Origin of the sequence: Clostridium sp. CM027 (genome assembly GCF_024730565.1) — a bacterium.
GTDB lineage: Bacteria > Bacillota > Clostridia > Clostridiales > Clostridiaceae > Clostridium_AD > Clostridium_AD estertheticum_B.
In genome coordinates, this window is the sequence record NZ_CP077725.1 from 2,439,230 (window position 1) to 2,452,218 (window position 12,989).

Sequence of the window (12,989 nt, forward strand, 5' to 3'; positions counted from 1 at the left end):
AAAATTCTACCTCACTATTTTTTATTTTTTTATTCTTGCCCGAGCTCTGTTAGGTGATTACTAAATAATCCAGTTGATGATAATACAGCACTTAGTAAGAACACAAATAGTATTCCAGTATTACCCATAACCAAAGTTGCAACATTATAAGTCACCAGATATTGTGAAAATCCAAACATAGATAAGGCCATAACCATAGTTTTAGGAAATGTTACAATAAAGATTGGCACAGTTACTAAGATTGATACTAATGCAATAATCCCAATGTAACATAAATTCGTTAGTAATAAATGCTTTCCTGTATAGCCAATAGATTTGAAAATATTATGTTTCTTTCGCTCTTTTATATTTTTTAAATATACTATGCAGAAAAGATTCAATGCACCAATAATCATAACCAATACCATAAAGGGAGCAATTGCCTCCTTTTGAGGTCCACATATCATATCCATAATATTGCTGTATTTATTTGATCGATCTATTATTTTCAAATCATTTTTCATTTTATTATTATATTTCACAATAAACTGATTTTTATCTACATTCTTATTTAGATAAATGGATGCTTCATCGAAAGAAAACTTTACTCCATTTTTTTCCAAGGTAGAACTTAGAAGTCTGCAGGTTCTCCCAAGCTCATAGTACCCTTGGCTAGTTCCTACAATAAGAAGGCTTACTTTTTTATCTGGGGTTAAATAGATATCCACATAATCGCCTACATCCTTTTTCATTTCTTTCGCGATTAAATTTCCTAGCACAATTTCATCACTGTGTATTGGATTGCGTCCTTTCACTACCGGCATATCAATATTTTTATAAGTCTCATACACCATCCTTGCAATATTGGGGTCTCCCATCCCTTTGGTCCATTTCATCATAACATTTGAATTTGCAGTTGTTTTAATAACACGCTTAACATCTGCATCTGTTAATAAAACACGGCAATTTTCGTCAAATTTCACCTGGTTTTCAGAAACGGCTGCTACATCAAATTTATCAAAACCTATCCAATAGTAATTGTTATCCTTCATGGTATCTAATACGGAAATGGATGATAACGCAAAATTTACACAATAAATAGAAATCACACAAGTGAGAATAATATAACAGGTGTTTTTTTTATCTCTTTGCATATTTCTAACTGCTATTCCTAGTGGAGAAAAACTTAATTTTTCTGTAAAGGGATGATTTTTTGTTTTACGAGTGCCAAGCTGATTTTCTCTTCCATTTAACACAATAACCGGTTTTATATCTTTCAATTTATTTATTACTAAATAAACTTGAAGTAATACAAAGCCATTGATTAAGAAAAAACATATTGATGCAGGAAACCATATACTAGCATGATTAGTTTCACCAATATTAGCAAAGATTTGCTTAGTAAATTTACTTGAAATAAATGAAGAACAAATGATTCCTAGAACACTTCCACTTGCTACAATAAAGAAATATAGTTCCATATAAATTCTCATAATAGATTTTGATGAATAACCAATGGTTTTATAAATAGCTATAGTTTTGCTATCTTGAATTAGAGCATTTTTGATCATATAGCGAATCATCATGCTACTTACTAAAAGCACAAGAATGCTTGCTGCCAGCAATATACCGCCTAAAATCTTCTCTGATATAGCACTGTTACTCATACTATCTTCTATGGTCATGGCTCTTCCTTCTAATACGCCATGATTTTTCACGCGGTATTCGCTAATAATATCATTTCCAGTAATACTCTTATCGCTAAACACTGCTATAACCTTTGAAGTTTCTAACTCTTCTGGAATTTCACTCACAAGAAATTCACAATTAAATGCTAAAGATATAGAGTATGGATCTGCATAAATGGCTGCTACTTTGTAAGTATAATTTCTACTGCCACTCCATAAAACAATTTTTCCGCCAACCTTTATATTATATTCATTTGAGAGTGCAGCTGGAATAAAGCACTCTCCTTCCTTAGGCACATCAACTTTATTGCTAATAGATCTTATCTTCCCATATACACTTCCCTCATATTTGGTTAAACTTGCAAATGTTTCCACATTTTTACCTTTATAAGATATTTTTTCTGTTATCCAATGTCTGTTAATTAATACTGTTTTTGATACAGAGTCTAATCCTTCTATTCTTTTGGATAACTCACCGATTTCTTTTTCTCCTTTTTCAAGAGGAAATACTTTTACTTTCGGAGATTGGCACTCTTTTTGGAGATCTTCAAAGGGTTTTTGTAATGATGATATCATCATTATAGAACTTGACATTAGCATGGTACAAATTAATATGATAAAAAAAATCATAATGCTCTGCATTTTTCGTTGTCTTAATTTTTTAACCCACATAACTTACAATCGTCCTTTCTTTTATTATTAATGAATAACTTATTTATCATCATAAGATTATCATACAATTCAATTGTTAAATAAAAATAGGATAATTATGAATAATTATGAATAAAATCACCATTAAATATCCTTAGCCTTTTAATTAAGCTTAATCAATAATTAAGCGCGCTTGAGATATATTTCGAGAATAAAAAAACACAACATATAAAAAATCTTATACATTGTGTCATTTTCACTATTTTAAATTAAACTTAGCAAAAGCCTCGGCCATTGCAGAATTACCAGTTCCTTCATCTTCCTTATTCTGTTGATTCAAAAATCTACTGACATCTTTTTTGTTTAAAGCACTTTTTTCTGAGTCGCGACGTTTGTTAAAGGCTGAAAGTTTTTCTCTGTATCCACAACCACAAACAAAAATCTTATTGTCTCCATCCCCTCTAATCTCCATTTTCTTGTGACAAGTAGGGCAACGTGCATTAGAAACTTGTGAAACTCCTTTACGATATCCACATTCCCTATCTGGGCATACGAGCATCTTTCCCCTTTTGCCTTTAACTTCAAGAAGATACTTACTACACTCAGGACATTTCATTCTTGTGGCGTTGTCATGTTTATATATTTCGCCAGAAGCTGCAACATTCTTCACAAGCTTCACTGCATATTCCCTCATATCTTTTACGAAATTCATGGAATTAGCTTTTCCTTTACTTATAAGTTGAAGCTGTTTTTCCCACTTAGCCGTAAGCTCTGGGGATTTTAATTCCTGCGGAACTAAACCTATTAGCTGTATTCCTTTTGAGGTTGGGAATATATCTTTGCCTCTTCTCTCCATATAAAAGATGTTAAATAATTTTTCAATAACATCTGCTCTCGTAGCTGGAGTTCCCAGACCTGATGTATTATCCAATGCTTCTCTTAGACTTTCATCCTGGATATTTTTTCCTGGATGCTCCATAGCTGTAAGCAGCGTTGCTTCATTGTATCTTGCTGGTGGCTTAGTTTTTTCATTTTCGAATTTAACTAAAGTAAGTTTAACTTCTTCACCTTTATTAATTGGTGGAAGTGACTGATCTTTGTCTTCTCCACCCTCAGAACTGCTTATTTCTTTCCAGCCCTTTGACTTAACTATTTTTCCTTTTGCAGAAAAAGTCTCACCCTTAACATTTATCTTCACAGTAGTTTGCTCATACTCAAAAGGTTGACTTAGAACCTCTAAAAATCTTTTTACAACTAAGTCATAAATGCTTCTTTCTTCTTTGTTAAGGCTTGATAAATCTACATGTTGCTCTGTTGGAATTATAGCATGATGATCTGATACCTTGCTATTATCCACAAGTCTACTTGTAGTATGTATCCTTCCTTTTATTATACTTCTAGCAGCTTTCTCATACGGTCCTATAGCAATGCTCTTTAATCTGTCGAGAAGCGTTGCTACAATATCTGTGGTAATATGTCTAGAGTCCGTTCTTGGATAAGATAATATCTTATGATTTTCATATAATCTCTGCATTATATTAAGAGTTTGCTTTGCAGAATATCCAAATTTTCTATTTGCATCCCTTTGAAGCTCCGTTAAATCATATGCAAGTGGAGGGAGCTCTTTTTTAGATGCTTTATTTAACTCGGAAACAGTTCCCATTTGATTATTTACCTTATTAGCTATATCTTCTGCCTTTTGCTTGTCAAATGTACGTGCTTCACCATTTTTACTAGACCAATGAACTGTAAAATTATTTACCTTTCCATTTACTGTCCAGTAATCCTTTGGAATGAATCTCTTAATTTCGTTTTCTCTTTCAACAATAAGTGCCAAAGTTGGTGTTTGAACTCTTCCTGCAGACAATTGAGCGTTATATTTACAAGTTAATGCTCTTGTAACATTAAGCCCTATTAGCCAATCTGCTTCTGCTCTTGATTGCGCTGCCCAAAATAGGTTTTCATAATCTTTTCCAGGTTTAAGATTCGCAAATCCATCCTTTATTGCTTTTTCAGTTTGAGAAGAAATCCACAACCTTTTAATTGGCTTTCTAAATCCTGCTTTTTGAATAATCCAACGTGCTACTAGTTCTCCTTCACGTCCCGAATCTGTAGCAATAATAAGCTCATCTACATCAGTTCTTTTTAGGAGTTCATGTACAATCTTATATTGCTTTGAAGTTTCCTTAATAACTACCAGTTTTAAGTCCTTTGGCAGCATAGGAAGATCTTCCATTTTCCAACTTTTATATTTTTGATCATAATCCTCCGGACCAGCTAGTGTAACAAGATGTCCGAGTGCCCAAGTTACAATATACTTTTGTCCCATTAAATACCCATTTCCACCTTGAGTGCAATTTAAAACTTTCGCTAGTTCACGGCCTACAGAGGGTTTCTCTGCAAGCACCAATATTTTTCCCATATATAAAACTTCCTCTCTTATATATCACGTGTAGCATACGCTGCACGGATTGATTTCACTTATTTTATTAAAATATGATATAGCAACTATACTCATTATAAACTACTTTATATACAACATTCAATTTTTTGCAGCTAAAACTGTAATAGTGCAGGTGTTTTTTACTAAAGAAAATGATATACTACATGATATAGTAATATATCACTATGCACTATAATATTAAATAAGTTTAGAGGTAATTACATGAATTATATAATATTTGACTTAGAGTTTAATCAAGGCTACAATTACACAAAAGATACTACGAACATAACAAATCCTAAATGTCCTTTCGAAATAATTCAGATAGGTGCCATAAAACTAAATGATAATTTTGAAACGATTGGGACTCTAGATGTATTAATAAAACCGGAAATATATACTATCATCAATCCCTTTGTAAAAGAACTTACCGGAATAACAATGGATGAATTAGATAAAGGCAAACCTTTTAAAGAACTGTATAAAGAACTTTCAGAGTTTATAAACGCTGACTCAAGCATATTGTGTGTATGGGGAGTCGCTGATATAAAAGAATTATTTCGAAATATAGAATATCATGAATTAGATACCTTGATTGTACCCACAAAATACATAAACATTCAGTCCTACGCTTCTAAAGAGCTTAATTGTCAAAAAGGAATTAACATTGGGCTAGGTAATGCAGCAGAGCTATTAGGCATACCTATTGAAAGTAAGTTTCATAATGCTTATAATGATGCATTCTATACAGCTGAAGTTTTCAAGAAAATTTATAGCAGTGAAATTAAATCTAGGATATATAATCCTCATAAAAACACAAGGGTAACTAGACCCGCTGCTGAAAGTTACAAACTTGACACTTGTAATTTAATGAAACAATTCGAAAAAATGTTCAAAAGGGAAATGACCGAGGAAGAAAAGTCTATAATTAATTTAGCTTATATTATGGGAAAAACAAATCAATTTCAAGTTGTTTCTGACCCAATATCAAAAAATCGAGTAGGAGCTAAATAATTAATTTATTTAGCGACCTCTCACACCACCGTGCATACCGTTCGGTACACGGCGGTTCAATAGAAATTAATGTTTTAATAAATATGTCTCAGATATAGAAACTAATCCTATATTTTTAAGGTATTTATTGGTCAATGTTTTGTTTAATATAGGGCTATTGGATGTTCTCCAATAGCCTTTCCTTGTATTTGCATATTGCAAAGCTTTATTGTTTGGTATTCCTAATTTAACAAGGTTCCCATATTTTGTTTTAATCTTTTTCCATTGTTTCCAAAAACACATTCTAATTCTTCGCCTTAACCATTCATCAAGTGTTTTAAGAATACTTTTAATGTCTGCAATAGCAAAATAATTTATCCATCCAACTATCACTTGCTTAAGTTTCATAAACCTATATTTCATGCTCATCGCATTACTTCTTGAAGTTAATTCTTTTAGCTTTGCTTTGAATTTGATTATAGGTTTTTGAGGAACTCTCATTCTGTATTCACCTTTTGCCCGGTAAAATGAAAATCCTAAAAATTTAAGTTTCCAAGGTCTATCTACTGTACTCTTTTCTTTATTCACTCTAAGCTTTAACTTTTCCTCAATAAATCTCGTAATACTCTTCATTACTCTATTTGCTGATTTCTCACTTTTGACGTATATATTCGCATCATCAGCATATCTACAAAAGTTTAGTCCTCGTTTTGTTAGTTCTACATCGAGTTCATGTAACATTACGTTACTTAATAATGGGGACAAAGGCCCGCCTTGAGGTGCTCCTTCTTCTGTATTCATAAATACCCCATTTATCATCACTCCACTTTGTAGATACTTTCGTATCAGAGAAATTACTCTACTATCTTTAATATCTTCCGATAGTATCCTTATTAATTTATCATGATTTATCGTATCAAAGTATTTAGAAAGGTCTATATTCACCGTCCATGTATGTCCAGCATTAATATATCCCCTACATTTTTCAACAGCTTGTTTTCCACTTCTTAAAGGTCTAAAACCGTAACTATTATCAGAAAATTTCTTTTCATATACTGGTATTAGAGTTTGTGATATCGCTTGTTGAATAACTCTATCTAATACAGTAGGTATTCCAAGTAGCCTAATTCCACCGTCAGGTTTTGGTATTTCTACCCTTCTTACGGCTAGAGGTCTATATCTACTTTCTAATAATGATTGCCTTAATTCTTGTCCATGCTCTTTTAGATAATGTAGAAGTTCATCTACTGTCAAACCATCAATCCCATGACTTCCTTTATTGGCTTTTACTCTTTTATATGCTTTATTCATATTATCTCTCGATAATATCTGCTCGAGTAAACCATTATCATATTCATTCACATCGTTTCTTCCTTCTTCTGACATAGAGGAAATACTATGCACTTCTACATTACCTTCGAGTTCCACTCTATTCTCTCGTAGAGAGCCTTCTTTATGAAGTTGTCTGCTTTTATCATATTTTCTCGTATCCTTCAAAATTCCAAAACCTCCTATTGTTCAGTCCTTCCCACGCTAACGCGTTTTGCATGGTACTATGACGTCTGCTGACTTCTGATAGTTCAGCCATACATCACTGTATGGGTTGTTATTTCTAAATTCATATCCACAACTTACCTATCAGATCTCCCCGGGTAAGAACGCAATCTTTCACTCCATCTATCTGCTACATTTACACCACTTGTTTCGAATAGTTTTGGGCTTCGTTTTGTATTGCAAACTTACCCACAAGCATATGCCTTATATGTAGTTTCTGTTCGTCAGACCGGAGTTTGGCCGCCAACTTCCTTCAGATTCCATCTCACGATGGACACCCTTGTCTTAAGCTATGCACTTGGCACTATTAACCCGTGCTAGGGACTTTCACCCATTAGATTGCGCCCATGCCGGGCGCACAATAAAAGCAGTATAGAATTATCTTCTATACTGCTTTACAATGCTTATTAAATCATCTCCTGCGGAGCTGGATTAATGACTTTCCTTCTAAACTGTCATTAAACTTCTGTTTCTTCAGTTGGTTTATCAAATTCTAACTCAACTTTTTTGTTTTCTAAATTAGCTTTTCTATTATCTAATGTATTAAGATTTATAGGATGAGTAACCATATCTTCAGTTGTACTCATTATAAATCTATTCAAATAAATTTTTCCTTCAGGAGTGTTTGCTACAGCATAAGGTTCTGTATCTTTCTTAAAGAGAACCCATGTATAACTATTATTAACCACTCTGCTTAAATCTTCTTTATCGATTATAGTCCTAGATTTTTCTTTACCATATCTATCTCTTAATATTATAGCAACAGTTTCTTCATCTAATTCTTCATAATCGTTAATTGTATTTTGATTATATACTTCTAAGTTGCATTTTCTATTATCTAGAGTGTCTCCATTGATATGTCTTACAGGTGCTTTTGGATGAACATCTAATATGAATGACTGCAAACTCTGTTTTCTTCTATATTTCTTTTCTTCGATATAATAACTGCCTAGATTCTGCGCTAAGAAATTATTAAAATCTTTATTCCACTCTGCAAACCAACGACCTTTTTCTAATACCTTTTGTAAATCTTCAGTATCTATTTTACAATCAATAGTTGTTCCATCTTTTTTAACTATTTTTAAAAATGTAATATTTTCTAGCGTCTGATATTTGTTTGATTTAATTTCTACTTTAGTAGTTTCTTTTTTATTTTCATTTTCGTTTTTTATGATAGGACACCTCTTTCTTCTATTTAGGCATCTTCAAAAAAATAACCAGTCAGCACGCTAGTCTATTTTTTTCATATGCCTTGTAAGGGATTTAAAATTATATATAACTTTAATATTTCCCTAATTTTTTAATAACAATTCAATTTTCTCTAGAACACACATGTTTATTTTTCTACATTATTTTAATTATATCATATTTATCAGAGTAGTGGCTCTTAATTTTACGATAAACTTAAACTTTTTTTTAAAACTGCCAATATACGTGCAAAAAAATTATAATGGTATTTTTTCTAGCTACCAGTTCCAGGTATAGGAACCTCCCCTTGTAGGAACAGTATAAGATTGACTGTTGCCACCTCCCCAGGTTACGTTTCCATCACCATCTTTCATAATTGCTTTAAATTGATAGTCACGGCCTTCACCAAGATATGTGGTTCCTGTATACCTTCCATTGCTATTAGTAAGTGGCAAAGGATATACGCCTGTAGTCCAGTTAGATAATTCCCATCTACTCCCTGATAAGTATACATTTTGACCACTGCCTGGATTAACGTTGTTCACTGTAAAAGTTACAGGAACTGGCTTCATAACTAAAGTATCTGCAAAGGGAGCCATTTCAGAAGTAGCTGTTCCATTGCGGTTAACAACATTTGCAAATCTCAAAAGTGTAAATCCAGAGAAATTATAATTAAATAGCATTTCAGCAGCATTTTGATACGCTTGATTATTATTAGAAATAGCTAGTGCATTCTCTCCAAAGTGTCTTATACCTTTCGATGTAGCCAAATTGGCAACATTTATAACGAGACTTTTAGGAGCTGAATAGCTTGGACTAACATATGCGTTTGAATCATCCATCTCAAGACATGTAAATGTTAAATCTACATTTGATGTCTTAAACTGGTCGAGTAAAGTACTATACTTATAATAACCTGCACCGTACTCCGCAGCATGTGGCATAGTAGGACTATTCATTAGCCAGTGTATACCTGCTATTTTTGCTCCTATTCTAACATCAAAAACTGAATCAAAACTGTTATGCGCTATAGCCGTTATATTCGACAAGTGTTTTGCAAGTACACTTTGATACCAAGTTAAAAAGTCATTACCATAAGTTAACTTATAACCCTTTTCAAAAAAATTATCCCCATCTGTTGGAGGCATAATTTGTGTAAAGCTTGTTAGACTTGCATTCCATGCACTATTAACTGCCGAAATAGTGCCGTATTTAGTTTTCATCGTATTTTGAAAATCTGTTTTTGCTGTTGTGCTGTAGCATTGTAGAGATCCACGACCTGGATATGACCAACCTAATGATGGATTGTAAGAAGGAAATCTTAATTCACCTGATGGACCACCAGAAAGGTAAACTTTAGCTATAATATCTTTATAGCTGCTGAAGTTTTCAGCAAAAGACACATAAAGTTCATTGTACTGTTTATCTGTACCAGACCACCATGGACTAAGAGATTCCTTATCATAATTTCCTTTTTCATCCTTAAACTGCATATTCTCAGCACTATCTTTATTCCATAACCATGTAGGTAAAGGTATATTTACTGAATTCCCCACAGAACCACCGCATTGGTGAGTGGACATAATAGGCACCCACTTTAATCCTGCAGCACGAACAGTATCTGCATAAGTCTTGTAGTAACTCCAGTCAAACTGATTGTCACCCGCACTTTCAACATCTCCCCACCACACATCTGTGGTAAGGGCATAGACTCCATTGTTCTTAATGGTTATTAATTGATTTTTGAACGCATTCCAATCTGTTACTTTTTCCAATGGAGCCATTACAAATGACTTGTAGTCAGATTGTATAGTTGATGCATACGTTTTAAATGAAAAAGATAGCATTAAATTAAGAGCTATCACTAAAGATAAAGCAAAGCTACCATATCTTTTTAATGTTTTATTAACATACCTCATAAATTCTCCCCCTTCATATTTTTTGATAATGTTAACACTATCTGTTTATTTATATAACTCCTTGCAATAGCAAGGGGTTAAGCTAACTTATACTGAAGTCAAAGGGGTCCATCAATACCTATTGCACTCGTTTTCATGATAAAATACAAGCGACAATAGATATATATTCCCTATAATTTAATAAACGATATACTTTGAATAATATGTATATCGTTACATTTTCTTACTTAATTCTAATTATATATGAAAATACAACAATATTCAATCGAAAATATGTTTTACGGCAACATTCTTATAAAAAATCTATCAAATAGAAATTTTAAACAAACCCTATATTATAAATATTTTCTTTTCCTTTTGGTTAAACTTCTTAGTAGATACACTAAGGAGGAGATATAATGTCAAAAATCAATTGTAGCGTTTCAAATTGCTCCCATAATGACAAAAACACATGTTATGCTAACATAATAAATGTTGGTGGAAAAAGTGCTAAAAAAGATTCTGATACTTGTTGTGCTACTTTTTTAGATAGTATTGTCTATAGTTCTCTTACAAATATCATTAATTCCAATAGCAATGGATGCGACGTAATTGCTTGTAATGTATGTACTTGCACCTATAACTCTAATCAGCTCTGTAATGCTAAATCTATAGACGTTAGTGGCGAAAATGTTAATCTCTATTCAGAAACAGATTGTTTGACTTTTAAAACCACCTAATTGAGTTTTTTCATAAAAAACAAAAGGTACCTTAATATTTCTACTAAGGTACCCTTTCTAACTATTCCTTAATTCTATTACCTCTTTCTCTGTTAGGTAACGCCACATGCCAATATCTGTCTCATCAATTTTTATATTAATAATTCGAACTCGTTCTAATCTTACAACTGTATATCCAAAAGTTTTGCTCATTCTGCGAATTTGCTTATTTAGTCCTTGTGTTAAAATAATACGAAAAGTATCATCGCTAACTGCGATAACTTTGCAATGTCTTGTTTTAACTCCACAAATTTGAACACCTTCAGACATTGCTTTGAGAAAAGATTCATCAAAATGCTTATTCACAGTTACTATATACTCTTTCTCATGTTCATTTTCAGATTCTAAAATATTATTTGCCAAATCACCATCATTAGTCATAAGTATTAACCCTTGAGATGCCTTATCTAATCTTCCAACTGGAAATATGTATTCTGGATAGTTCATGAAATTAATTATATTGTTTTCTACTGTTTTTTCTGCAGTACATGTAATCCCGACGGGTTTATTTAGCGCAATATAAATCTTCTCTCTCACTACAATATTCTCATTATCAAGAAGAATGTTATCCTCTTTTTCTACCCACTGCCCGGTGGTGCAAAGCTTCCCATTTACCATTATCCTTTTTTCATCTATAAGCCTATTAACATCAGTTCTTGAGCAAATACCATAATTGCTAAGCAGTTTATTTATTCTCATAATAAATCTTTATCCTTTCACTAGTCATCTAAACTACTTTAATCTCTTTGTATCATTATACCAAATATAACTCATGAGCAAGTTGCTCATGAGTTATTTGTTGTTAATTATTTTATTTCCCCATTTTTCCAATGATCGCTTCAGCGAACTCGCGAGTCCCAGTATTTCCACCTAAATCACAAGTTAAATGTTCGCCTTCTTTTAAAACATCATCCACAGCTTTCTCTATTTTATTTGCCGCTTCTACTTCTCCTATAAATCTTAGCATCATAACACCTGATAGAATACACGCAGTAGGATTTGCTAAGTTTAAGCCAGCTATATCTGGAGCAGATCCATGAGCTGGCTCAAAAACCGCACCTTCTTCTCCAATATTTGCACCTGGAACTAGTCCTAGCCCACCAATTAACCCCGCTGCCATATCTGATAATATATCTCCGTATAGGTTAGGCATTACAAGCACATCATATTTTTCTGGGTTCATTACAAGCTTCATGCTCATCGCATCTACTATAACATCTCCAAAGCCTATATCTTTGTGCATGGTCGCTATGTTTCTTGCACATCTTAAGAACAATCCATCGGAAAGTTTCATAATGTTTGCTTTATGAACAGCTATTACTTGTTTTCTATTCTGCTCTTTTGCCAATTTAAAAGCATATTCTACTATTCTATCACTAGCTTTCTTGCTTATTACCTTTATGCTCTCAGCAATATCCTCTGTAATCATATGTTCTATTCCTGCATATAAATCTTCACTGTTTTCTCTTACTATTATTATATCTACATCTTCAAACCTTGATGGAACCCCCTCATGTGTTTTTATAGGCCTTATATTAGCATAAAGATTTAATTCCTGTCTTAATGTAACATTAACACTTTTAAACCCCTTACCAATCGGTGTAGTTACAGGCCCTTTAAGTGCAACTTTATTCTTTTTAATGCTTTCTAAAACGTAGGAAGGCATAGGAGTATTAAATTCCTCTATAACCGCGGCTCCCATACGCACCGTTTCCCAATTAATTGTGACTCCACTTTTTTCTATTACTTTAACTGCAGCAGAAGTTACTTCCGGCCCAATTCCATCACCAGGTATAAGTGTAATATTATGTTCCAT

Annotated in this window: 9 protein-coding genes; 2 read left to right on the forward strand and 7 right to left on the reverse strand. The window is 32.8% G+C overall.

Annotated elements, in window-relative coordinates; translation table 11 throughout:
* Positions 1-29: 29 nt before the first annotated feature.
* A complete protein-coding gene (locus tag KTC92_RS11560) occupies positions 30-2,339 on the reverse strand; it encodes an ABC transporter permease (protein WP_216304151.1) in 2,310 nt (769 codons plus the stop codon).
* Positions 2,340-2,577: 238 nt separating this feature from the next.
* Positions 2,578-4,740: a DNA topoisomerase III gene (locus KTC92_RS11565; protein WP_220286846.1), complete on the reverse strand. Its 2,163-nt coding sequence runs from the start codon at positions 4,738-4,740 to the stop codon at positions 2,578-2,580.
* A gap of 243 nt (positions 4,741-4,983) precedes the next feature.
* Between KTC92_RS11565 and KTC92_RS11570 the strand changes: the two genes are divergently transcribed.
* Positions 4,984-5,775: a 3'-5' exonuclease gene (locus tag KTC92_RS11570; RefSeq protein WP_216304161.1), complete on the forward strand. Its 792-nt coding sequence runs from the start codon at positions 4,984-4,986 to the stop codon at positions 5,773-5,775.
* 66 nt (positions 5,776-5,841) lie between these two features.
* On the opposite strand, the gene ltrA is transcribed toward KTC92_RS11570, so the two are convergent.
* The 3 genes from ltrA to KTC92_RS11585 form a co-directional block, all read right to left on the reverse strand.
* Positions 5,842-7,251 (reverse strand): group II intron reverse transcriptase/maturase, encoded by a 1,410-nt coding sequence (gene ltrA, locus KTC92_RS11575; RefSeq protein WP_258280593.1) that lies wholly within the window; start codon positions 7,249-7,251, stop codon positions 5,842-5,844.
* A gap of 515 nt (positions 7,252-7,766) precedes the next feature.
* Positions 7,767-8,213, reverse strand: coding sequence for a hypothetical protein (locus KTC92_RS11580; protein WP_253198201.1), 447 nt, complete (start codon positions 8,211-8,213; stop codon positions 7,767-7,769).
* A gap of 561 nt (positions 8,214-8,774) precedes the next feature.
* Entirely contained in the window at positions 8,775-10,415 is a 1,641-nt protein-coding gene (locus tag KTC92_RS11585; RefSeq protein WP_216303339.1) for a family 14 glycosylhydrolase, read from the reverse strand.
* Between the two features lie 398 nt (positions 10,416-10,813).
* Between KTC92_RS11585 and KTC92_RS11590 the strand changes: the two genes are divergently transcribed.
* Positions 10,814-11,134: a DUF1540 domain-containing protein gene (locus KTC92_RS11590; RefSeq protein ID WP_216303338.1), complete on the forward strand. Its 321-nt coding sequence runs from the start codon at positions 10,814-10,816 to the stop codon at positions 11,132-11,134.
* Positions 11,135-11,191: 57 nt separating this feature from the next.
* On the opposite strand, the gene KTC92_RS11595 is transcribed toward KTC92_RS11590, so the two are convergent.
* Entirely contained in the window at positions 11,192-11,872 is a 681-nt protein-coding gene (locus tag KTC92_RS11595; RefSeq protein WP_216303337.1) for a pseudouridine synthase, read from the reverse strand.
* A 112-nt stretch (positions 11,873-11,984) separates the two neighbouring features.
* The gene (locus tag KTC92_RS11600; RefSeq protein ID WP_216303336.1) at positions 11,985-12,989 is read right to left on the reverse strand and encodes an isocitrate/isopropylmalate dehydrogenase family protein; all 1,005 of its coding nucleotides are present in this window, start codon (positions 12,987-12,989) and stop codon (positions 11,985-11,987) included.

Coding starts and splice junctions, on each gene's coding strand:
- KTC92_RS11595 (WP_216303337.1), bottom strand. CDS start 11,872: ATGAGAATAAATAAACTGCTTAGCAATTATGGTATTTGCTCAAGAACT.
- KTC92_RS11600 (WP_216303336.1), bottom strand. CDS start 12,989: ATGGAACATAATATTACACTTATACCTGGTGATGGAATTGGGCCGGAA.
- KTC92_RS11560 (WP_216304151.1), bottom strand. CDS start 2,339: ATGTGGGTTAAAAAATTAAGACAACGAAAAATGCAGAGCATTATGATT.
- KTC92_RS11585 (WP_216303339.1), bottom strand. CDS start 10,415: ATGAGGTATGTTAATAAAACATTAAAAAGATATGGTAGCTTTGCTTTA.
- KTC92_RS11565 (WP_220286846.1), bottom strand. CDS start 4,740: ATGGGAAAAATATTGGTGCTTGCAGAGAAACCCTCTGTAGGCCGTGAA.
- KTC92_RS11570 (WP_216304161.1), top strand. CDS start 4,984: ATGAATTATATAATATTTGACTTAGAGTTTAATCAAGGCTACAATTAC.
- KTC92_RS11590 (WP_216303338.1), top strand. CDS start 10,814: ATGTCAAAAATCAATTGTAGCGTTTCAAATTGCTCCCATAATGACAAA.